This window comes from Algihabitans sp., from assembly GCF_965226985.1.
Taxonomy (GTDB): domain Bacteria; phylum Pseudomonadota; class Alphaproteobacteria; order Kiloniellales; family DSM-21159; genus Algihabitans.
The window spans coordinates 3,486,948-3,510,066 of sequence record NZ_OZ245712.1 but is presented as its reverse complement, the minus strand read 5'-3'; the positions used below and the strand labels follow the sequence as shown (position 1 = coordinate 3,510,066).

Annotated in this window: 18 protein-coding genes and 1 tRNA gene; 17 read left to right on the top strand and 2 right to left on the bottom strand. The window is 63.0% G+C overall.

Annotation, left to right across the window (positions count from 1 at the left end):
* Window positions 1-117: 117 nt before the first annotated feature.
* Entirely contained in the window at window positions 118-1,254 is a 1,137-nt protein-coding gene (locus ACO054_RS15990; RefSeq protein ID WP_421707578.1) for a cyclase family protein, read from the top strand.
* 176 nt (window positions 1,255-1,430) lie between these two features.
* Window positions 1,431-2,261 (top strand): transporter substrate-binding domain-containing protein, encoded by an 831-nt coding sequence (locus tag ACO054_RS15985; RefSeq protein WP_421707577.1) that lies wholly within the window; start codon window positions 1,431-1,433, stop codon window positions 2,259-2,261.
* On the opposite strand, the gene ACO054_RS15980 is transcribed toward ACO054_RS15985, so the two are convergent.
* A complete protein-coding gene (locus tag ACO054_RS15980) occupies window positions 2,242-3,369 on the bottom strand; it encodes an alpha/beta hydrolase family protein (RefSeq protein WP_421707576.1) in 1,128 nt (375 codons plus the stop codon). The two genes, ACO054_RS15985 and ACO054_RS15980, sit on opposite strands and share 20 nt — an antisense overlap.
* Before the next feature lie 148 nt (window positions 3,370-3,517).
* Between ACO054_RS15980 and ACO054_RS15975 the strand changes: the two genes are divergently transcribed.
* The 10 genes from ACO054_RS15975 to ACO054_RS15930 all read left to right on the top strand — a co-directional run bounded on the left by ACO054_RS15975 (window position 3,518) and on the right by ACO054_RS15930 (window position 13,238).
* Complete coding sequence (locus ACO054_RS15975; RefSeq protein WP_421707575.1) at window positions 3,518-3,646, top strand: hypothetical protein; 129 nt, start codon at window positions 3,518-3,520, stop codon at window positions 3,644-3,646.
* Between the two features lie 118 nt (window positions 3,647-3,764).
* Complete coding sequence (locus ACO054_RS15970) at window positions 3,765-5,387, top strand: 2-isopropylmalate synthase (protein ID WP_421707574.1); 1,623 nt, start codon at window positions 3,765-3,767, stop codon at window positions 5,385-5,387.
* 217 nt (window positions 5,388-5,604) lie between these two features.
* Window positions 5,605-6,144 (top strand): hypothetical protein, encoded by a 540-nt coding sequence (locus tag ACO054_RS15965; RefSeq protein WP_421707573.1) that lies wholly within the window; start codon window positions 5,605-5,607, stop codon window positions 6,142-6,144.
* Window positions 6,144-6,413, top strand: coding sequence for a helix-turn-helix domain-containing protein (locus ACO054_RS15960; protein WP_421707572.1), 270 nt, complete (start codon window positions 6,144-6,146; stop codon window positions 6,411-6,413). Before ACO054_RS15965 ends, ACO054_RS15960 begins: the two co-directional genes overlap by 1 nt.
* Before the next feature lie 579 nt (window positions 6,414-6,992).
* Window positions 6,993-8,033: a rod shape-determining protein gene (locus tag ACO054_RS15955; RefSeq protein WP_421707571.1), complete on the top strand. Its 1,041-nt coding sequence runs from the start codon at window positions 6,993-6,995 to the stop codon at window positions 8,031-8,033.
* Between the two features lie 118 nt (window positions 8,034-8,151).
* Window positions 8,152-9,030 (top strand): rod shape-determining protein MreC, encoded by an 879-nt coding sequence (gene mreC, locus ACO054_RS15950; protein WP_421707570.1) that lies wholly within the window; start codon window positions 8,152-8,154, stop codon window positions 9,028-9,030.
* A 60-nt stretch (window positions 9,031-9,090) separates the two neighbouring features.
* Window positions 9,091-9,603, top strand: a complete 513-nt coding sequence (gene mreD / locus ACO054_RS15945) for a rod shape-determining protein MreD (protein ID WP_421707569.1) — start codon at window positions 9,091-9,093, stop codon at window positions 9,601-9,603.
* 10 nt (window positions 9,604-9,613) lie between these two features.
* Window positions 9,614-11,500 (top strand): penicillin-binding protein 2, encoded by a 1,887-nt coding sequence (mrdA, locus tag ACO054_RS15940; RefSeq protein WP_421707568.1) that lies wholly within the window; start codon window positions 9,614-9,616, stop codon window positions 11,498-11,500.
* Between the two features lie 18 nt (window positions 11,501-11,518).
* The gene (gene rodA, locus ACO054_RS15935; RefSeq protein WP_421707567.1) at window positions 11,519-12,676 is read left to right on the top strand and encodes a rod shape-determining protein RodA; all 1,158 of its coding nucleotides are present in this window, start codon (window positions 11,519-11,521) and stop codon (window positions 12,674-12,676) included.
* 486 nt (window positions 12,677-13,162) lie between these two features.
* Window positions 13,163-13,238 (top strand) — tRNA-Lys (locus ACO054_RS15930).
* Between the two features lie 167 nt (window positions 13,239-13,405).
* On the opposite strand, the gene egtB is transcribed toward ACO054_RS15930, so the two are convergent.
* Window positions 13,406-15,625, bottom strand: a complete 2,220-nt coding sequence (egtB, locus tag ACO054_RS15925; protein WP_421707566.1) for an ergothioneine biosynthesis protein EgtB — start codon at window positions 15,623-15,625, stop codon at window positions 13,406-13,408.
* Between the two features lie 800 nt (window positions 15,626-16,425).
* Between egtB and ACO054_RS15920 the strand changes: the two genes are divergently transcribed.
* From ACO054_RS15920 to ACO054_RS15900, 5 genes are all read left to right on the top strand, one after another.
* A complete protein-coding gene (locus tag ACO054_RS15920; protein ID WP_421707565.1) occupies window positions 16,426-20,091 on the top strand; it encodes a PAS domain S-box protein in 3,666 nt (1,221 codons plus the stop codon).
* 115 nt (window positions 20,092-20,206) lie between these two features.
* The gene (locus tag ACO054_RS15915; RefSeq protein ID WP_421707564.1) at window positions 20,207-20,608 is read left to right on the top strand and encodes a response regulator; all 402 of its coding nucleotides are present in this window, start codon (window positions 20,207-20,209) and stop codon (window positions 20,606-20,608) included.
* Window positions 20,609-20,786: 178 nt separating this feature from the next.
* Entirely contained in the window at window positions 20,787-22,094 is a 1,308-nt protein-coding gene (locus ACO054_RS15910; protein ID WP_421707563.1) for a hypothetical protein, read from the top strand.
* 142 nt (window positions 22,095-22,236) lie between these two features.
* Window positions 22,237-22,596 carry an ArsR/SmtB family transcription factor gene (locus ACO054_RS15905; RefSeq protein ID WP_421707562.1) on the top strand — a complete coding sequence of 120 codons (360 nt, stop codon included), beginning with the start codon at window positions 22,237-22,239 and terminating at the stop codon, window positions 22,594-22,596.
* Window positions 22,593-23,114, top strand: a complete 522-nt coding sequence (locus ACO054_RS15900) for an arsenate reductase ArsC (protein ID WP_421707561.1) — start codon at window positions 22,593-22,595, stop codon at window positions 23,112-23,114. Before ACO054_RS15905 ends, ACO054_RS15900 begins: the two co-directional genes overlap by 4 nt.
* Window positions 23,115-23,119: the final 5 nt, after the last annotated feature.

The window sequence follows — 23,119 nt, the reverse complement described above, 5'->3', positions numbered from 1 at the left end:
TCTGCGGGAGGCCGGCCCGTTGACAGTCTGTCCGCGTCAGCGGAAGCTCTTGCCATAATCAAGCGGCCGGGCCGGCCGACTCGAATCTTGCGAGACTTCGGAGAGGGAGGCGGACGCGTGGCTTCGCGTGACGACAAGCGACAGAACGGGCATGAGCGACTGAGCCAGTTGGATTCGAAGGGCAGCGACCGGCGGAACTTTCTGAAGGGCACCGCCGCCGCCGCCGCGACCGGCGGGGCGATCATGCACGAGCTCAGTCATGCCACGCCCGCCGCGGCTCTTGAAGGCGCCGCCTCCGAGGGCGCAGGCCTCGCCCCCAACCGCCGCAAGGTGGCGACGGAGCTTTTCGGGGAGAACTGGTGGCCCTCCAAGTGGGGTGCGGAGGACCAGGCCGGCGCGGCGAATCACATGGGGCCGGCTAAGACTCTGGAGGCAGTGAGCCGCATCACGAACGGCACGGTCTACCAGATCGGGCGCGTCTATGAGGCCGGCATGCCGCTGTTCGGCAGCCGTGTGTTCGGCCTGCGCATTCCCGGTGCGCCGACCGGCGGTGTCTTTGGCCGCAACAAGATCATCTGGAACGATGAGTTCCTGGCCACGGAGATCGGCCAGGTCGGCACCCAGTTCGACGGCTTGGGCCATATCGGAGTAGAGGCCGGCAATGCCGGCGACCAGAACGAGCGGCGCTTCTACAACGGCGTGCCTCTCTCCGAGATGGCGGGACCTTACGGCCTGCAGAAGCTGGGCATGGAACACGTCAAACCCTTCTTCACGCCGGGTGTGCTGATCGACATCAAGGGCCTCAAGGGCGGGATGCTCAAGGCCGGCACGGAGGTCACGGTCGCGGATCTGGAGGCCGCGCTCGAGCGCCAGGGGCTGTCCGGCGACGCGATCACCCCGGGCGATGCAGTGGTGATCCGCACCGGCTGGGGCGACCTCTGGATGGAGGACAATGCGCGCTACAACTCTGGCGAGCCGGGCATCGGCGTCGAAGCGGCGGAATGGCTGGCCGAGAAGGATGTCTGCCTGGTCGGCGCCGACTGCTGGGGTATCGAGGTGGTGCCGAACCCCGATGCCGATCTGGCCTTTCCGGCGCACCAGATCTTGCTGACCAAGCACGGCATCTACCTGCACGAAAACCTGGTTCTCGACTCGATCGCCGAGGCCGAAGTCTGGCAGTTCGCCTATATCTTTGCGCCGCTGCCGATCAAGGGTGCCACAGGGTCACCCGGCGCGCCGGTCGCGGTCGCCTGAGTTCGGCCGAGTTTGTGGTATCGTCGGGCGCTTGCGGGGTCTTGGTACGATCTTCGAGCGCCCCGCTGCCTGCTCTAATGATAAGGTTTGGAGGGCGATTCACATCTCAGGTGGAAGCCGAACGCTTCCATCTAAGATGATCGCGCTCTAGTCACTCGGTCTGAAGGGACGACTTCATGCGGTTTCGCGCGCTCTTTCCGGCGATCGGTCTTTGGCTGCTGGCAACCTGTCTGTCGGTGCCCGCGGCCGCGAACGATCTCGACGACATTCTGGAGCGCGGCACGCTGCGCGTCGGCACCGCCCTCTTCACCCCCTGGGCGATGCGGGCCGAGACCGGCGCCTTGATCGGGTTCGAGGCGGAGGTGGCGGCCCAATTGGCCGCCGACATGGGTGTCGAGCTGGAAACCGAGGTCATGGCCTTCGATCAGTTGATCCCGGCGCTCCAGGACGGGGCGATCGACATCATCGCCACCGGACTCTCCATCACGCCGCGCCGTGCGCTGCTGGTCTCCTTTTCTCAGCCCTACGCCACCAGCGGCATCAACATGCTGGTCAACAGCGAGCTCGGCGAGGGGCTTCAACAGCTCAGCGATTTCAACGATCCTGGCGTGCGTATCGCGGTCGTGCGCGATACCGCGGCGTCGGACGTGGCGCGCTCGGTGTTTCCGCAGGCGGAGATCTTCCTGCTGTCCAACGAGGAAGAGGTTGCCACCGCCGTTCGGACGAAGCGCGTGCTGGCTGCCGTTGCCGCGACGCCTTTCCCCGAGCTGCAGCGCCTAGCGCAGCCGGAGCGCGTCTTCGTGCCGTTCGACCAGCCTCTGGTGACCACCGGCGAGGGGTTCGGGCTGTCCCGCGATGCGCACGACCTGAAGGCCTACCTGGACTCCTGGATCGTCTTCCGCAGTCTGGACGGCTGGTTGGGCGAGCGCCGCGCCTACTGGTTCGGTACTCTGGCCTGGCAGTCGGAGCTGCCGCAGGAAGAGCGGATCAGCCGCGAGAGCCAGTAGCCAGCCGGTCTCGGACCGACAACAGGGTCCAGGCGGCGGAGAACAGGCGCCAGCCGTCGGTGACGGTCGCGAGATCCAGTTCGACGTGCGCCAAACTGTCCAGCACGTAGAGCGAGGCTTCTGGGGCCGCAGCCGCCAAGGCCCGGCTTTCAGTGTAAGGCAGGATCGGGTCGTCGCGTCCGTGGACCAGGATCAGTTCAGCCCGAAGTTTCGAGAGATCGCGTTCCGCCAGGCTGAGCGCCGTCAACTCTCGGCGAATCGGTGGCGGCAGGGCGTCGATCAGCGGTTCGACCTTGTCCGGCGAGTCGTTGCTCAGCACGGCCCAGACGGCCTCGCCCTCTGGACCGAGCAGGTCGACCAGATGATAGACTGGAGCGTTGGGGGCGGAGCGACGCACACGCGCGATCTCCAGCAACAGGACGCGGTCGTCGACGCTGGACAACAGATCGACGTTGGCGCGCAGGAAGACCCAGCGACCGTGGTTGGCGGACTCGGTCGCCTGCCAGCCCCCTTGCGGATCGCGGTAGGCCCCGGTGGTCAGGAAGGTGACGGCAGCCCGACTGTCGTGGTAGCCGCCGATACCCAGGACGGCGGCCACCTCGTCTGAGACCTCGGGCTCGAGCGCGGCCAAGACGGCCGGCCCGACGGCGTAGGAGATCGCGGCCAGCACGACGCCCTCGCGGCCCTCGGGCCGTTCTGCCAGATAGGCAACAGCGCCGGCGACGCGCTGCGCGTCCGAAGCCGAGAGCTGCAGTTGCCGCAAGGTCTCGATATCGGGAACCAGCACCAGGAAACCCGCGCTCGCCAGGGTTTCCGCGAAGGAAACGAAGAGCGGGTGCTGCTGGCCGGCAACATCGGCGCCCGGCACCAGCACCAGTCCAGCCTCGGCCGGTCGGTTGGCCGGGCGGTAGAGCAGACCGGTGCGTTCGACGCCCTGTTCCGACCAGAACGCGGTTTCCTGCAGGGCGACAGCCGCCGGTTGCGGGCTCGCACCGCTCAGGACAGCGACCAAGCGGGCTGCCTCCCAGGCGCGCTGAGGCAGACCGCTGAGAAAGCCCGCCGCCAGGCTTGCCGCCACCAGGGCAACGAAGAGAGCTTTGCGACGCACGGCGGTTGCGCTCCTGAAAGCGAGGTCCCTGCAAATCTCGATAGAGGACTTGTTAATCGGCGCGGCTTACAGTTAAATCTCAAGACGGCAAGACCAAGGCAAGCCGAAGCGTTGTGTTTTCGGCGGCCCTCGGAGAGATAGAGTCACGATGCGCGACGCCCGCGCCAGCACCTTGGACCTGACAACCGGCGCGGCCAGCCGCCTGCCGGTCGACGGGTCTATTGCCGTGGCCACTCCGATCATCATTGCCGACCTTCTTCTCCTTAGCTGCCCCTGAGCGCTACAGCCGCCTGCGCGGCACGCACTCAGGGGATTGAAAGTTAGCCGACCGCAACGAAGGCCAGCGCGACAGGAGTGGCGCGGCCCGCTAAGGACAGACAAGGACGACCCCGATCATGACCAGTCAGACCGGCCCCGCCAGCACCCCGAGCGTCAACAGAGAGCGGGCCAAGCTCGACGCCGATGCCAACCGCGTCATCGTTTTCGATACCACCCTGCGCGACGGCGAACAGTCGCCGGGCTGCTCCATGAATCTGGAGGAGAAGATCTCGGTCGCGACCCAGCTGGAAGCCATGGGCGTCGACGTCATCGAAGCCGGTTTCCCGATTGCCTCCAACGGCGATTTCGAAGCTGTCAGCGAGGTGGCCAAAACGGTCAAGACCGCCACCGTCGCCGGCCTCTCGCGGGCCAGCCGCAAGGATATCGACCGTGCATGGGAGGCCTTGCGCCACGCCGCCAGCCCGCGCATCCACACCTTCATCTCCACCTCGTCGCTGCACATGAAGCACAAGCTTCAGATGGATCCCGAGGATGTCGTCCAGGCGATCGCCGAGAGTGTGGGGCATGCGCGCAACCTCTGCGACAACGTCGAGTGGTCGCCGGAAGATGCCACCCGGACCGACCATGACTTCCTCTGTCGCGTCGTGGAGACGGCGATCAAGGCCGGTGCCGGCACGATCAATATCGCCGACACGGTCGGCTACACCATTCCCGGCGAGTTCGCTGAACTGATCGCCATGCTGCGAAACCGGGTGCCCAACATCGATCAGGCCATCCTCTCCGTCCATTGCCATAACGACCTGGGTCTGGCCGTCGCCAACTCTCTGGCGGCCGTGCATGCCGGTGCGCGCCAGGTGGAGTGCACGATCAACGGCATCGGCGAGCGCGCCGGCAACTGCGCCATGGAAGAGGTCGTGATGGCCCTGCGCACGCGGCACGATTCCATGCCCTACGGGACCGGGGTGGACAGTACGCAGATCACGCGCGCCTCGCGCCTGGTTTCGGGGATCACCGGCTTTGCGGTGCAGCCGAACAAGGCCATCGTCGGCGCCAACGCCTTCGCGCACGAGTCCGGCATCCACCAGGACGGTATGCTGAAGAACGCCCAGACCTATGAAATCATGACCCCGGAATCGGTCGGCCTGACCAAATCCAACCTGGTGATGGGCAAGCACTCGGGCCGCCACGCCTTCAAGACCAAGCTAACGGAACTGGGTATCGAGCTGTCCGACAACCAGTTGATGGATGTCTTCGGCCGCTTCAAGGATCTGGCCGACCACAAGAAGGACGTCTACGACGAGGACATCCTGGCGCTGGTCGACGACGCGGTCGTACGCCACAACGATCATCTGCAGTTCGTTTCGCTTGGCGTGCGTTGCGGCAGCCACGGTCCGCAGTCCGCCGAGCTAGAGCTGACCGTCGAGGGCGACACCCGGCATGCGACGGCCCAGGGCAACGGGCCGGTCGATGCGCTCTTTGCGGCGATTCGCGCGATCGTGCCGCATGAGGCGAAGCTCCAGCTCTATCAGGTGCATGCCGTGACCGGCGGTACCGACGCCCAGGCTCAGGTGACCGTGCGGCTGGAGGAGAACGGCAAGACCGTCAACGGTCAAGGTGCCGACTACGACACCCTGGTCGCCTCGGCCCGCGCCTACGTCAATGCGCTGAACAAGCTGCTGGTGAAGCGCGAGCGCAGCGTGCCGGAAGACCTCGACCGCAGCGCTCCGGCGGCGGAGTAGACCCTTACGGCCCAAGCTTTGAAGCCGATCCGTCCGATTCCTATTCGGGCGTATCGAAGAGGTGGTGACGATGAGGCCGGAGGGCTGTCCCTTCGGCCTCTCTCACGTCCGGCATCATCTTTGTCTATTTTATCTGTTTTGCAAGAAATTATTATTGTTTCACAGAAATAAACTCGCTTTGATGGCCGTTGGCAGACCTATCGGGAGAAGGATTTCCATGCGGCCTCTCAGCGTACCAAGCGACATCGAACTGCGGCGCTATAGCGGTCTTCTGGCTCATGCCAGTCTGCTGCTCGCGATACTGCTGCCAAGTTGCGTGCTTTTCGTTTGGGTGGATGCACCGGAGGAAATGGTGCGACGTTCGGGGTTGCCGCCGGAGACGCATTTGGCGGTTTGGCAACTGGTGCTGGGTGCCTTCGTTACGCTGATCCCGATCGGCCTTCTGTCCGCCGCTCTTCTGTCCGCCCGGCGCTGCTTCTTGCTGTTCCGCAGCGGCACCTACTTGGTGGCAGCGGTCGTCTTCGCTTTGCGGGCTTTCGGTGGGCGCGTAGGCATGGCCAGTTGCGCCAGTGTGCTCGCACCGCCAGTGTTGAGCCTACTGCTTTCCGTCGGAAGTCCGCCCGGTAGTCGGGCCCTGACCTTCTCGTTGAGCAGTTCGACGCTACTGGGGTTACTCGTCGGGGGCACGCTGTGGGCGCTTGCCGCCGTCATGGCGCGCGCCGTCGCCCTGGCCGAAGAAAATGCGCAGTTCGTTTGATGCCGATAGAGGTTCGGCTCGATCTGATGCTGGCGCACCGGAAGGTGAAATCGAAGGACCTTGCGGCGTACGCTGGAATCACCGAGGCCAACCTGTCGCTTTTGAAGCACGGTAAGGTTAAGGGCGTACGCTTCGGAACCTTGGCGCGAATTTGTGCGTATCTCGACTGCCAGCCCGGCGACCTACTGGTTTACCTTCCTGACAACGGCGTCGGAAAAGAGGAACAGGCCGACAAGGAGACTATGGAGGAGCAGTCTTGCGACTTGTGATCGTCTGCGCCCTTGTCTTGAGTCTGACCGGCTGCTCGGCTCGGGATTGGCAGGCGCTTCTGGGCAACTGGTTCGAATCTGCCTGCCATGAGGCGGAAAACTGCACGCGGATCTGCCCAAACGGGGACCGCCCGGCCGGGCCGATCGGCACTTGCTAAGGAGCGGTTCAGCAGGCGCAGCGACTTGGGTGGTCGTCCTGCTTTCCTGCAGTTTGGAGCAGGTTTCACGCTTTGAAGTGATCGCCGCTGCGATCCCACCCAAGGCGATTCTGCTTTAAAAAGACTTGTCTGCAGACGGATCTCCGATTTTGGACTGTGCGAATTCTTCGGCAGCGCTCGCGAAGCGTTAACCATTTTGGTAAACATTGCCGCTAGGTTACCTTGCAAATGGCAGGCGCAGGCGCTATCCGCTCCGGGCGCGTCGGGCCTGCTCGCACGTTTCGTCTGAAGCGCGTCGAACCGAAAAGACACCGGTCGTCGCGTCCTTTCCACAAGCCTCTGGGCCACAAGCCTCTGGGCCATAAGCCTCTGGGCCACAAGCCTTCGGGCCATAAACCTTCGGGTCGAGGATTCCCGCCTTATGATGTCTCGCCTTCTTGGCGTTCTTTCCGCCGACATGGCCATCGACCTTGGGACAGCGAACACGCTGGTCTACGTGAAGGGTCGCGGCATCGTTCTCAACGAACCCTCCGTCGTCGCCATCGCTGAGGTGAAGGGCAGAAAACAGGTCCTCGCCGTGGGCGACGAGGCGAAGATGATGCTGGGCCGTACGCCGGGCAACATTCAGGCAATTCGGCCCCTGCGCGACGGCGTGATCGCCGACTTCGAAGTGGCTGAGGAGATGATCAAGCACTTCATCCGCAAGGTGCACAATCGCCGGTCCTTCGCCAGCCCGCAGGTGATCGTCTGCGTGCCCTCCGGCTCAACGGCGGTCGAGCGGCGCGCGATTCAGGAGTCGGCCGACGCGGCCGGCGCCCGCAGGGTCTTCCTGATCGAGGAGCCGATGGCCGCGGCGATCGGCGCCGGACTGCCGGTGACCGAACCGACGGGCTCCATGGTCGTGGACATCGGCGGCGGCACCACGGAAGTCGCCGTGCTATCGCTGGGCGGCATCGTCTACTCGCGGTCCGTGCGGGTCGGTGGCGACAAGATGGACGAGGCGATCATCGCCTTCATCCGTCGCAACCATAACCTTCTGGTCGGCGAAGGTTCGGCCGAACGCATCAAGAAGGAGATCGGCTCGGCCTGTCCGCCGGAGGACGGCGAGGGCTCGACGATGGAAATAAAGGGGCGCGACCTGATGAACGGCGTCCCCAAGGAATTGGTGATTTCCGAGCGTCAGATCGCCGAGGCTCTGGCTGAACCGGTGTCGGCGATCATCGAGGCCGTCAAGGTCGCGCTGGAACATACCGCGCCGGAACTGGCCGCCGACATCGTGGACAAGGGCATCGTTCTGACGGGCGGCGGCGCGCTTCTTGGAAATCTCGATTTCGTGCTGCGTGCGGCGACCGGTCTGCCGGTGTCGCTGGCAGACGACCCCCTGTCCTGCGTCGCGCTTGGGACGGGGCGCTGCCTCGAAGAAATGAAAACGCTTAAAAATGTTCTGATCTCGATGTACTAAATCCCGACGAATCTGAAAGCAATTCTTTATCTTCTCTGAGGTAGCATCTAGGTTGCTTTAGAGTTTGAAGATTTCGCTGCGTGGCTTTTTGGCCGCGAAGCGGTTCCGGAGGGGGTTCGTGAAACAAAGACCCGGCACGGTGGTGCGCTTGGCCACGCCCTTGAAGGCTTGGGCGCAGCGCTTCGCGGTCTTTCTTCTGATTGGCGCGACCTTTTCTCTGATGATGCTCGGGAAGGTTGATACAGTCGTCGTGGAGCGCGCACGTATTGCCGTCCTCGACGCCGTCGCGCCGATGTTGAATGTGGCCTCGCGCCCCGTCTCCAGTATCAATCAGGCCTTCGACGAAGCCCAGAATCTGACGGCTTTGCGCGAACAGAACGCCGCCCTGCAAGAGGAGGTGCGGCGCTTGGCCGGTTGGTATCAGGAGGCGCAGCGGCTTTCCGGCGAGAACCGCAGCCTGCGTAGTCTGGTCAACTTGGCGCCTGATCCGCAGCACCGCAGTGTTTCGGCCCGTGTCATCGGCGATCAGGGAAGTGCGTACGTACGTTCCGTGCTTGTGGCGGCTGGGTCCCAAGAGGGTGTACGCAAGAATCAGGCAGCGCTGACAGGGTCCGGCCTTGCCGGTCGCGCCATTGAAGTTGGATGGCGGGCGACGCGCATTCTTCTGATCACCGACATCAACAGTCGCATTCCGGTTATCGTCGGACAAGCCCGGGATCGCGCCGTTCTCGCGGGTGATAACTCGGAGCATCCGGAGCTGCTATATCTGGCGCCGGGTACGACGGTCAGTCCGGGCGACAGGGTCGTGACCTCGGGTCACGGCGGCGTTTTTCCCGCCGGTCTGCCGATCGGCATAGTGGCGGCCGTCGAGGAACAGGGTGTACGCGTACGCGCGTTTGCCGACTGGTCGCACATGGAATTCCTGCAGTTGATAGACTACGAATTGCCGAAGCTGCTGCAGCCTTTGACCAATGGCGCGGCGGTTGTGAATCCATAAGACTCGCGGGGCCGGCAGGTCGGTGCAGTCCTGACGCTCGGGGCCTACGCAGGGCAAGTCATGGAACAGGTCAGTCTTTGGCATCGTCTGGATCTGGTGGCGCGCGGGCTGGCCCCGCTGGCCATCACCTTCCTTCTGATGATCGCTACGCTTCTGCCACCCCGGACGCCCGAGATCGCGCCGGTGATGCCGGCCCTGGTGCTGACAGCGGTCTATTACTGGGCAATCTTCAGGCCGGACCTGCTGCCGATCTGGCTGGCCTTCCTGCTCGGTGTCGTTCATGACCTCCTGACCGGTGCGCCCCTCGGTCTCGGATCCGCCGTTTTTCTGACAACCTACCTTGCGGTTGCAGCGCAACGCCGTTTCTTCGCCCACGCGACCTTTGCCATGCTGTGGGCCGGTTTCCTGCTGGTGGCCGCCATGGCCCTTATGGTCGAGTGGGCCTTCGGGTCGCTTCTGCAACTGCGTGTGGTCGATCCCTTGGAAACGCTTTTGCGCTACGGCGCGACCGTCGCCGCCTATCCCTGTCTCGCCTGGCTGTTCGGCCGCGCGCAGCAAGCTTTCCTGAAGTAGGGCGGCTGCGATGCAAAAGGTTCGTCACGAAGAGCAGTTGCGCCACCGCAGTTTCACCCGCCGCACGCTGCTGCTCGGCGGCGGTATGTCGGCGATGCTGGCGGCGCTGACGGCGCGGATGTACGTGCTGCAGGTCGAGCAGTCGGACCGTTTCGCCATGCTGGCGGAGGACAACCGCATTAACCTGCGGCTCCTGCCCCCCCTGCGCGGACGCATACTCGACCGCTTCGGCGCGCCGGTCGCCGCCAACCGCCATAACTACCGCGTGCTGCTGGTCTCCGAAGAGGCGCGCGACCTGGATGCCGCACTCGACAGACTGGCCGACATTCTGCCCCTGACCGCCGCGGATCGTGCCCGCATCCATCGCGAGGTGGCGCGCAAGCGCAACTTCGTCCCGGTGACCGTGGCCGAGAATCTGACCTGGGATCAAGTCGGCGCGGTGGAGGTCAACGCGCCGGATCTGCCGGGCGTTTCCATCGATGTCGGCCAGATCCGCACCTACCCCTACGGCGGAACGATGTCACACGTCCTGGGGTACGTCGGCGCGGTGTCGGAAGAGGACCTGACCGGCGACCCCGTTCTGGAGCTACCGGGCTTTCGCATCGGTAAGAACGGCATCGAACGGCTGCACGACGAGCGGCTGCGCGGTCAGGCCGGGACCAGTCATGTGGAGGTCAACGCCTACGGACGGATGATCCGCGAGCTGCGGCGGGAGGAAGGGACGCCAGGGCAGGACGTGGTGCTGACCCTGGACGCCGGTCTCCAGAACTACGTGCATCAGCGGCTGATGGGCGAGCGCAGCGCCTCGGCCGTTGTGATGGATGCGTCCAACGGCGATGTTCTGGCGATGGCGTCGGTTCCCTCCTACGACCCCGGCGTCTTCACCCACCGGATCTCCTCGACCGAATGGCGGCGCCTGACCGAAGATCCTTTGGGGCCTCTGTCCAACAAGTCGATTGCCGGCATCTATGCGCCGGGCTCGACTTTCAAGATGCTGGTGGCCCTGGCAGCCCTGGAAGAGGGGATCGATCCGAGTTTTCGTGTCTGGTGCCCCGGCCACTACACGCTCGGCAATCATCGCTTCCACTGCTGGAAGCGACAGGGCCATGGCTGGATGAACATGCACGATGCCATCGTTGAGTCCTGCGACGTCTATTTCTACGACATTGCCCGCAAGCTGGGTGTCGATCGCATCGCGGAGGTGTCCAAGCGCTTCGGCCTGGGCACGCCGACCGGCATCGATCTGCCCGGCGAACGCGGCGGCGTGATTCCGACCCGGGACTGGAAGCTGGCCAACATCGGCGAGCCGTGGCAGGGCGGCGAAACCCTGGTCACCTCGATCGGTCAGGGCTTCGTGCTGACGACGCCGCTGCAGCTCGCGGTGATGACGGCGCGGCTGGTCAACGGCGGCCGCGCGGTGACGCCGCGCATGACACGCGGCTTCAAGCTGTCCGGCGTGGGTGACGAGCCGCTGCCGGCGCCGGCACCCGACATGGGGGTCGGGTCACCGGAACTGGAGATCATCCGGGTTGCGATGGACGCCGTGGTCAACGGTCGCCGCGGGACCGCCCGTGGGTCGATGATCACGGAGGAGGGCTGGGAGATGGGCGGCAAGACCGGTACCAGCCAGGTGCGCCGCATCACCAAGGCGGAGCGCGCGGTGGGGGTCATTGCGAACGAGGATCTGCCCTGGCGCCGGCGCGACCACGGCCTGTTCGTCGGCTACGCCCCGATTGCCGATCCCCGCTACGTGGTCTCTATTGTAGTCGAGCACGGCGGCGGCGGGTCGAGCGCCGCCGCGCCGATCGCCAAGGACATTCTGCTGGAGGCGCAGCGGCGCGACCCTCTCGGGACCTCACCCTTGCCGCTGGTTGCCCGCAGCGGCGATCAGGCCTGAACCGGAAAGGCGCCGTCCGTGTCCGTCCTCAGCGAAATCACGCTTCGGCGCAATCCCGAGCTGCAGCTTGGGCAGAAGATCTGGCAGCTGAACTGGGGTCTCATTCTGCTGATCCTGCTGCTCGCCGGGATCGGCTTCGCCATGCTCTATTCCGCGGCCAGCGGGAACTGGGACCCTTGGGCCGTGCGCCAGGCGGTTCGCTTCGGCGGCGGTCTGCTGCTGATGTTCATGGTCGCGCTGATCGACATCCGCTTCTGGTTTCGGCTCGCCTATCCGATCTACTTCGGCGCGCTCGCGCTGCTGGGGGCGGTGGAGGTCATGGGCACCGTCGGTATGGGCGCGCAGCGCTGGATCGATCTCGGCGTCATGCAGCTGCAGCCTTCCGAGCTGATGAAGATCGCCTTGATCCTGGCCCTCGCGCGATACTTCCACGGCATCACCTATGCCGACATCGGGCGGCCGACGTACCTTCTCGTGCCACTGCTTCTGGTCGGCGCCCCGGCCTTGCTGGTGCTCAAGCAGCCCGACCTCGGCACGGCGGGGATGCTGCTGGCGGTGGGCGGCGCGATCTTTCTCCTCGCCGGCGTGCGCTGGTGGAAGTTCGCTCTGGTGATCGCCGCGGCTGGCGCGGCCCTGCCGGTGGCCTGGAACTTCCTGCACGACTACCAGAAGAACCGGGTCATGACCTTCCTGGACCCGGAGTCCGATCCGCTGGGCGCGGGCTATCACATCCTGCAGTCCAAGATCGCGCTCGGCTCCGGCGGCATCTTCGGCAAGGGCTTTCTGCAAGGCACGCAGAGCCATCTCAACTTCCTGCCGGAAAAGCAGACCGACTTCATCTTCACCATGCTGGCTGAGGAGTGGGGCATGGTCGGCGGACTGGGCCTGCTGGGGCTCTATCTGCTGATCTTCGTCTACGGTTTCGCCATCGCGCTGCGGAGCCGCAGCCACTTCGGCCGGCTGCTGGCGATGGGCCTGACCGTCAACCTGTTCCTCTACGTCTTCATCAACATCGCGATGGTGATGGGACTGCTGCCAGTGGTGGGGGTGCCGCTGCCGCTGGTGTCCTACGGCGGAACCGTGATGCTGGCGACGCTGATCGGCCTCGGTCTGCTGCTCAGCGTCTCGGTCCACCGCGATCTTCGCATCCCGCGACGCGGACCTCGGGAAGACTAGACGCGCGGAAAAGGGCGTCTAGCCCTAAAGGACCGGTAGCAGCCAGAGCAGCCCGGCGCAGGTCAGAAGCAATCCTCGCAGCAATGCCGCGCGAAGCGCGCCGTCGTTCGGGAATCGCAAACCTTCGTCCGACGTCGTCACGACCGGAGGCGTCGCAAGGGGTGGTTGGCTGTCGGCGGCGGTCTGCATGGCCCACGAAATCCTGTCAGCGTGAAACACGACTATGCGGCCGGATTCCTTTCCGAAGTCTGTCTTATGGATATGATACGAGATAAATCTCGCGTCCGTGACCGACCTCACAGCCAGATGACGATCTCCGGGCGCGCGAGGATCCGGCCGTAAGAGGTAACCGGGCCTCGCTCTTTCGGCAGATTGCAGGGTGATGGTGTTCCAGAGGGGGCGACCTTGCGGCAGGGGCTGGACAAGCCGAAGGGCCGTTGCTATCTACGCGGCCTCTTGGATCCTGGAGGGGATCGCGGGCACGGTGGGCGCATAGCTCAGTTGGTAGAGCAGCTGACTCTTAATCAGCGGGTCCAAGGTTCGAGTCCTTGTGCGCCCACCACTTAATCCGCTGAAAAAACACAGCTATTCGCCGTTCGCTTCCGTTCGCGCTTTGCGGTTTGGAACTCCAGACAGCAGCGGTTTGGCAGCCGGAGCGTCGTCACGCGCAGGACTTCGGCGAACCCGTTCGCCTTCCGGCCATGGCCTGCCTCGCAAAATCCGACCCGATCACCCGGCATCGAACAGATGGACCGAGAAGAGGTTGTCCGGGTCCGTCCAGGCTTGGACGGGGGTGAAGCCCGCGTCTTCGGCCAGGGCCTGGAACTCCGGCACCGTGAACTTGTGCGAGTTCTCGGTGTGGATGGTTTCCCCCGGCTCGAAATGGAACTTGTGGCCGGCGACCGTCACGGTTTGACGTTCGCGGCTGCGCAGATGCATTTCGATGCGGCCGGCGGCCTCGTTGTAGAGCGCGCGATGCTCGAAGGCATCGAGGTCGAGATCTCCGCCGAGTTCGTGCTGGATCCGGACCAGGAGGTTTTTGTTGAAGCGCGCGGTCACGCCGGTGCTGTCGTCGTAGGCCGCTTCCAGCCGCGCCTTGTCCTTCTTCAGATCCACGCCGATGACGAGAGCGCCGCCGCTGCCGACGGCCTCGCGCATGCGTTCCAGCAGCAGACGCGCCTCCAGGGGATCGAAGTTCCCGATGGTCGAGCCGGGGAAGAAGGCGCAACGCCGGCCTGCCTCGCCGAGCCACTCGGGCAGGCTGATCGGTTTCGTGAAGTCCTTGGCAATGGTGTGAACCCGGAGCTTCGGGTAGGCGGCCTCAAGATCTCCGGCCGCCTGCGCGAGCTGTTCGGCAGAGATGTCGATGGCGACGAAGGCGTGAGGCTCCTGCAGGCAGTCGAGTAGACGACGCACCTTCGACATGGCGCCCGAGCCGTACTCCACGAGAACCGGTTTGGGGCCGAGCGCCTCCGCGATGGCCGGAGCCGCGTTCCGCAGGATCTCGGTTTCCGTACGGGCCGGATAGTATTCGGGCAGCTCGCAGATCGCCTCGAAGAGGTCGGCACCGGCTTCGTCGTAGAACCACTTGGCTGGCAGACTCTTCGGGGTGTCCGAAAGCCCGACGACGACGTCGTTGAGGAACGCCAGGGTCGAGGGGTCGGCCGGCGTCTCCTGCGCCTCCTCGGTTTCGGTCAGCGGTGGTACCTGAACGCTGCGATGCGGACAGTCCTCGGCCAGACGGATGCCGGTGAACTGCCAGCGGTCGGCCGGATAGAAGAAGTTGCGGTAGGTCGGCCGGACGTGTCCTTCCGGCGTGACGCAGGACCCGCCGCGCAGGACCATCTGGCCCGACATGAACTTTCCATTGTACTCGCCGACCGCGCCTTCGGCCGCCCTGAAACCGGGGTAGGGCCGATAGGCGCTGGCTGTCCATTCCCAGACATCGCCGTAGATCTGCCGCAGCCCGTCGCCCTGAGCGGGGACCGGATGGTATTCGCGCGAGCCGGCGAAGTTGCCGGCCGGTGTCAGCGGCGTCGCGACGACCTCCCACTCCGCCTCGGTCGGAAGGCGCTTGCCGGCCCAGGAGGCATAGGCGTCGGCCTCGAAGAAGCTGACATGGCAGACCGGCGCGTCGGGGTCGAGCGGACGCAGTCCGGCAAGTGTGAAGATGCGCCAGTCGCCGTCACCATTGCGGTCCCAGTAGAGCGGGGCCTGCCAACCCTGCCGCTTGCAGGCGGCCCAGCCGTCGGACAGCCAAAGTTCTGGCCGCCGATAGCCGCCGTCTTCCATGAAAGCGAGGAATTCGCCGTTGGTGACCGGCCGGCTGGCCAGTCTGTAGGGCTCCAGCCAGACCCGATGGCGCGGACCCTCGCAGTCGAAGGCGAAGTCCTCGCTGCCCTGGCCGACTTCGACGAGACCGCCGGCCTGTTCGATCCAGTCCCATGTGCGCGTCCGGCTCGCGTCCCGCGGGCGCGGCGGCTGATAGGCGGGTTTCAGCGGGTTGCAGGACAGGACGTGCTTGATGTCGGTCAGCAGCAGCTCCTGGTGCTGCTGTTCGTGATGGCAGCCAAGTTCCACCAGGTTCGAGAGCAGGGAGGCGGCATCGTCCTGCTCTGCCATAAGCCGACTCACCGCTGTCTCGACATGAGTCCGATAGGCGAGCACGTCCGCCAACGGCGGCCGGGAGAGCAGACCCCGCTTCGGACGTTCGTGCCGAGGGCCGACCTGCTCGTAGTAGGAGTTGAACAGGAATCCATAGTGGGGATCGAACGCCTCGTAGCCGTTCGCGTGGGCCTTCAGAATGAATTCCTCGAAGAACCAGGTCGTATGGGCCAGATGCCACTTGGTCGGGCTGACGTCGGCCATCGACTGGATGCACTGATCCTCGGCACTGAGCGGTTCGGCCAGATCCAGAGTCCGGCGGCGCACTGCGCGGAACTGCTCCATGAGGCGTTCACGTTCCGGAGTTTGTGAAGGCTGCGCCGACTCGGGATTGGGCGACCCGGGATTTGGCGACCCGGGATCGGACGACCGGGTTTGCGAGGAATCCGGGTGGCGTTTCATGGCATCGCACCTCTGTGCAGAACTGATTGAAAGCTGGGGCTGCTGACGGGATGGCCTGTTGTGCCGAAAAGGATCCGTCGGTTGGTGAGCGGCAAGCCTTTAGATAACGGCCGATCAGCCGATGGGGCTTTGGTTTTGCTCGTAAGTGGCAGCTGGACCCCTGCGCGGCCAGAGATCTTGCCGTGCGGAATCTGTGGCCAAGGGCATGACGGCTGGCGGCGCGATGGCCGACAGGTCAGCAGTTGGGAGGTCGAAGCTAGAGGATCTGCTCTTCATGCTGCCCGCCTCGCTGATCCGTTCTTGTGACGTTACACCTTAGACTATCGGAAGCTCGTTACGGTTCAATAGGGCCTGGGTCGCCGGTGGCGAAAAGGGCAAGCGACTGAGGGCAGAGGTGAGCGAGTGGGGTGCGCAGATTCGTTCGCCTCCCGCCGCTCCGTCAGGCTCTGCCTATCCATCTATAGGTGTATGATTTCAGACCAGAACTCGTAATAATAAAGTAAATCTCGGAAAATTCTACTGTCTTCACATGTTTTACAGTGAGGGCGGGTCAAAATTTCTTGTTTAAAAAGTAAGTATATTAACAAGCTGCAGGTCGTTAACTCAAAATTATCGGGGCTCGTAGACATTTATATTCTCTTCGGCGGTGGCGAGGCCAGCGCCTCTCACCGACCGGCCCGGCTATGACAGTACCAGCTCCCTTACCGCCCACGGAATCCGAGCGTCTTGCCGCGCTGCGCCGCTATGCGATTCTGGACACTGAGCCGGATCCGGCCCTCGACCGGATCGTTCGCTTCGCCGCGAAGCAGTTCAAGATGCCGATCGCGATGGTCTCGTTGGTTGACCGGGATCGACAGTGGTTTCAGTCGGTCTGCGGGTTGAGCACCAAGGAAACCGGTCGCGACGTGGCCTTCTGCGGTCACGCGATACTGCAGGACGACGTTTTCGTCATTCCCGACGCTCGCCAGGATCATCGCTTTGCGGAAAACCCCCTGGTCACCGGCGAACCGCACATCCGCTTCTACGCAGGTGCTCCGCTAATCAATCCGCAAGGACACGCCTTGGGCGCGCTCTGTCTGGTCGACAGCGCGCCACGCCATGACTTCTCCGAGGAGGACAAGGCCGCACTTCAGGATCTTGCGGTAATGGTCGTAGACCATATCGATATGCGTTACACGGCCGGCGACGTTCTTCGCGAGGTCGAAACGCGCATTCAGGTCGAGAACAGTCTCGCCATCGCGGAAGATCAGCTCGGCCTCTTCTTCGACTACCTGCCGGTTTCCGTCGCGGTGTTCGATCGGGACATGCGTTATCTGGCTGCCAGTCGTCACTGGTGCGAGACCTTCAGGCTCGACAGCGCCTCGCTGGTCGGACGTTGTCACCACGAGGTCTTGTCTCAAATTCCGCACAGTTGGCACAAGCAGTACGCGCGCTGTCTGGAAGGCGAGGCGCTTGATATCGAGGAAGACAAGCTGCCGAAGCCGGGTGGTGGTTTCGAGTGGGTTCGCCGCCAGATGCGACCCTGGCGGAATCGCGATGGAGAGATCGGCGGCTTGATCGTCTTCAAGGAGATCATCTCGGAGCGCAAGGAGATGGAGGCGAAGCTCCATCACAACCAAAGCTTCCTGAAAGCCGTTCTCGAGAGCGTACAGGACGGCATCGTCGCCTGTGACGCCGAAGGTCAACTGTCCTACTTTAATGAATCGGCCTGTCGCATCACCGGATTGGAAATGAAGCCGCTGATGCCGGAGGACTGGGTCGATACCTATAGCCTGTTGGAGCCGGACGGGCAGACCCCCCTTGCCTTCGAGAAAACGCCCCTCTTCCAGGCCCTTCAAGGTCAAACGGTCGAGAACCAGGAGTTGGTTATCGCGCCGCACGGCCTCCCGCGGCGTTTGGTCGTCTGCCAGAGTTCTCCTCTGTACGACGAAGCCGGTGTCAAGCTCGGAGCCGTCGCCTCCATGCACGACGTTACCGCTCAGCGGGAGGCTGAAAAGTCGTTCGAGTCGGCTCTCGAGGAGGTTCGTCAGCGCGAAGCGCATTTGCGGATCATCACGAATAACCTGCCGTTCCTGATCACCTATACGGATAAGGATCTCAACTACCGTTTCATCAATCGAACGGGTGCCGCCTGGTATGCCGTCGCACAAAAGGACATCGTCGGCAGCAATGCGGAGGAGATGCTGGGAGTCGAGAACTTCGCGCGCTTGCGACCCTATTTGGAGCGCGCCCGCCACGGCGTGAAGTCCACCTTCGAGTCTTCCGTCGACTATCCGGACGGCATGAGGCGCGACATCCAGTGTCTTTATGTTCCGGACTTCGACGATGAAGGCGACGTTCAGGGGGTGATCGCGATCGCTCTGGACATTACGGAGCAGAAGCGCGTCGCCAACAAGTTGATCTCCGAGCAGCGGCAACTTGCCTTGATTCTCGACAACGTTCCCGTGCGTATTTTCTACAAGGACGACAAGAACCGTATTCTGAGAGCCAATCAGCCGGCAGCCCAGTCGATCGGCTTGACGGTTGAGGAGATCGAGGGCGCCGACGCTTTCGACCTCTTTCCGAGAATGGCCAGCAAGTACCATGCAGACGATCTGGAAGTGATCCGATCGGGCCAACCCAAACTGGGTATCACCGAGGAGATTCAGATGAAGGACGGAGAGCGGCGCTGGATTCGAACGGATAAGGTACCCTACACGGATGGCGACACCGGAGAGCGTTTCGTTTTCGTCGCGGGCTCGGACATCACTGCCGAGAAGCTGGCGGAGGAGCGGCTTAAGACCAGCGAAGAACGTTACCGCTCCCTCTACACGAAAACCCCGGTCATGCTGCATTCGATCGATGCTGATGGGCGCGTGGTGAGTGTCAGCGACCTCTGGTTGGAGCGGATGGGCTACGGCAAAGACGAAGTCATCGGGCGTAAGGCGCGCGACTTCATGACGCCGGAGTCGGCCCGCGATGCGGCAGAGCAGAGTATGCCGCAGTTCTTTCGCGATGGTTTTTGCAAGAACGTCGAATATCAGTTCGTGACCAAGTCCGGCGAGGTTCTGGATATTCTCCTGTCGGCAGTGGCCGAGTATGACGAGTCGGGTGTCCCCTTACGCTCGATGGCCGTGCTGAACGATATCACGGAGAGGAAGGTCGTTGAGCGTCAGTTGGCGCAGTCTCAGAAGATGGAGACGGTCGGTCAGTTGACCGGCGGCCTGGCACACGATTTCAACAACCTCCTCGGTGTCGTTCTCGGCAACCTACAGCTCCTGCAGCGGTCGGTGAGCACCGACGAAAGAGCGACGAGACGAATAGAGGCGGCAATCAAGGCCGTCGATCGCGGCGCCGAACTGAACCGGCGTCTTCTGGCATTCTCACGACGCCAGAAACTCGAGACCGAGGTGGTTGACCCCAATCCTCTGGTCGAAAGCCTCAGCGATATGCTGACGCGCGCTCTTGGCGAGTCGGTCGCCCTGGAGTGTCGCTTGGGATCGCAAATTCCCAGCATTCGAACCGACCCAAGTCAGCTCGAATCCGCGATCCTGAATCTTGCTGTCAACGCGCGCGATGCCATGCCCGATGGCGGGCGTCTGACCATCGAGACCTTGGCTGTTCATCTGGATGAGGACGATGCCGCCCGCGAACACGAAGTTGAGGCGGGCGACTACGTCATGTTGTCCGTGACGGACAGCGGTTGCGGGATCGCCGCCGATAAGATCGACAAGGTCTTCGAGCCCTTCTTCACCACCAAGGACGTCGGCAAGGGCAGTGGACTTGGTCTCAGCATGGTCTACGGCTTCATAAAACAGACGGGTGGGCATGTCCGAATCTACAGCGAGCTCGGCCGCGGTACGACTATTCGTCTCTACATGCCGGTTGCAGGCTGCAACAGTCGCGACCGCGCTTCCGTCACGGAGCTGGAGACGGACATAGAAAGCGGTCACGAGACGGTTCTGGTGGTTGAAGATCAAGCCGACGTCCGGGAAGTCGCCGTCGGACTGCTGGAGGATCTCGGCTACAGCGTTCGAGAGGCCGAGAACGGCCGTGACGCGCTCGAGGTTTTGAACGCGCACGACGATATCGATCTCGTGTTCACCGATATTGTGATGCCCGGTGGGATGGATGGTACACAGGTGGCTAAGGCGGCACGTCGTCTTCGGCCTGACCTTCCTGTCGTCTACGCCACTGGCTATGCCGAAGCGGCGGTGCTGCGAGAGGGCGATGTGCGGGCAACCGAAAATCTGGTAACCAAGCCTTACCGTCGCGAGGATCTTGCAACGAAGATTCGACAGGCTTTTCGGGAGCAGGCGGGCAACCTTCGTGAAAACGCCGCTCCCGTCGCCGCATTGCACGACAGTTGAAGTTGACGATGGACTCTAGGCTTGAACCCGCTCGTCCGTGCGAAGTGCCTGTCGACTCCCTGTGGGAATCGCCGCTCGTCGCTTTGGTGATGTCTTCGTGCCCGGGAGATCATTCATGACCAAAATTCTTTTGATCGAAGATGACGATCTCGTACGAGAGACTCTGCGTGAGATGCTGATTGATCTCGATTGCAACGTAGTTGAGGCAGGGGACGGAGAGCAGGGAATCGCTCTTTTGCAATCCGAGGATCCCTGTCTCGTGATTACGGACATCCTGATGCCGAACAAGGAAGGTACGGAGACGATTCACGAGATCCGCGCCTCGAACCCCGATCTGCCTCTAATCGCGATATCAGGTGGCGGTGTCAGCGGCGATCTGACGTTTCTCGGCTTCGCTGAGCGCCTCGGCGCCAATCGTATTTTGCAGAAGCCGATCAACTTTCACGAGCTTGAAGCTTGCGTGAACGCGCTGATCCCCTCTCGCGCAGACAACTCTCCCTCAAGCTCAGCTGGCTGACCGTTCGACCGAAGATCCAATCATGACCAATGCAACTGTCAAGAATCAGACAATTTGGGGCGCCCCTCATACCCAGATCAGCAGCAACCTTAGGGCGCTGTTCAAGAGGTCGCCGACGGTCTTCCACCAAACCCAGGTCGCAAATGAGACTCTTGAACCACTAGCGCGAGAGCCGGAGGTGTCTACGCGCGCACCTTGGAACGACACAGCCACTGACGATCAGGAGGGCGTTTCGGACGGTCAGCCGGTGGTTGGTGCCGGGCTTCTGGTGGTCAACGGGCTCGCCGATCAGCGTGAAGCCTTAGGCGAACGCTACGCGCACTTCCAGGCGCGCGTTCAGGAGGCGGTCGAGACGGTCTTTCGAACCCGCATGACCGAGGAGGACCGCTTCAAGGACCAAGGGAACCATCGCTTTCTCCTGATCCTACCGAACGCGTCCGGATACGACGCGCGCGCAAGAGTCTCGTTGATCGCCAAGGAGATAGAGGCCCGGTTGCAGAACTATGACGAGATCGCCTCGTTCATCAGTGTCGACAGGTTCGTCGTCGACGTAGAGAGGCATCTTGTCGGGCGTGGCGAATTCGACTTCGGTGCCGTATCCGCACTGTTCGAACAGGCCAACAGGTCTCGCGATGAGGCGGTCACGCCTCCGGTCGCGCCCCAGGTCGCGATCGACTCCGAGCGAGCGGACGAGACCCCGTCGGACGGGGCGAGTCCGAAATCCGGGATGCGCAGTCTTCATCGCAGCCCCAGCTTTCTGGATGCCGTACAGGCCCAGTTTCTCTACTGGCCGGTTTGGAACGTCCGAAGCAACGCGCTGCTCGCTTTCCTACCGGAGCGCTTGACCGATCGAGTCTTCGACAGACTCGAAGAGACTGACGACCCAGCGCGGACGTTGGAACTCGATTTCGCATCTCTCTATGACATTGCCTGTAACTACGAGCGCCTTGAGGTCGAGGACAAAAGGTTTCCGGTGATCTGCCCGGTTCATTTCGCGACTTTGGCATCGAGCAGGGTGCGGCGGGAGTATCTCGCTTTCTGCGAGGCTCTGCCGAAGTGTTGGCGGTCTTTCTTGACCTACGAGGTGATCTCGGCGCCGTCGGATGTGACGCCGATCCGCGTTCAAGCTATCGTCCGAAGTCTCAAACCTCTGGGTCGAGGCGTCTACTGGCGTGCAGATCTGCAGGCGCCGCATCTGCCCGACCTGGAATACACCGGTATCGATGCGCTGGGGCAGAAACTCGACGAGTCGCTCGCCGACGAGTCGGAGATGATGAAGTGTCTCGATGCTTTCGCGAGGAAGATGAAGGGGCTGCGTATCGAGACGTTCCTCCACGGGGTGCCGTCCCGCAGCCTGGCGATCAATGCGTTCTGCGCCAACTTTAGCTACATCAGCGGCGAAGCGGTCCATGCCAAGGTGGATCGACTCGATCACCTGCGTAGTTTCGAGCCGGGTCACCTGCTGTTTACTCGGCGTAGCCGATAGCTGAGGGCCCCGCGGTCGCTCCGTCGCCGGAGCGATGATTCCCGCCCCTTCCTGTGCTTTGCCGTGCCGTGCCGGTCGCTTCTTCGAGATGTGCCTGGCACCGGCCCTTGTTTCCCACTCAAATTTCGACTACTGTCAAATAATGGAAAATAAAGACGCGATCGAGGCTCTGGCCGCGCTGGCCCAGGAGACGCGGCTGAGGGTTTTTCGACTCTTGGTTCAGGCTGGCCCCAATGGCCGGCCGGCCGGCGAGATTGCGCAGGCCGTTGATGTTCCGCCTGCGACTCTGTCTTTTCATCTGCGCGAGTTGGAGCGTGCCGGGCTTCTGCTGTCCCGCCGGGAAAGCAGGCAGATCTTCTACGCGACTCACTATGAAGGCATGCGCCGACTGCTGGAGTTCCTGATGCAGGACTGCTGCAACGGCCATCCCGAGATCTGCAAACCGGAGGTCTCTCGCGGACAGGCGACAGCCGTGCCGGTCGATACGAGCGAAGTGGCATGACGCGTTCGGCCAAGAACGTTCTGTTTCTCTGCACGGGCAACTCCGCGCGCAGCATCCTCGCAGAGGCGATTCTCAATCGCATCGGCTACGGCGGTTTCGTCGGCTACAGCGCCGGCAGCCACCCGAAGGGCGTCGTTCATCCCTATGCACTCGATCTTTTGAGCCGCCAAAACCATCCGGTCTCCGGGTTGACCTCGAAGTCCTGGGATGTTTTCGCAGGTAACAAGGCCCCCAAGATGGATTTTGTCTTTACCGTCTGCGACCAGGCGGCCGACGAAGTCTGCCCCATCTGGCCCGGCCAGCCCATGACGGCTCACTGGGGACTGCCCGATCCGGCGGCCGCAACCGGCTCGGAGGCTGAGAAGCGCTTCGCCTTCCTGGAGGCGTTCCGTTTGCTGGAACGACGCATCGACGTTTTCGTCAACCTGCCGATGGCGTCGCTCGACAAGCTGAGCCTCCAGAACCGTTTGGACGAGATCGGCGAGGCCAATGTCGTCGCGCTCGAACCGCGAACCTGACCCTT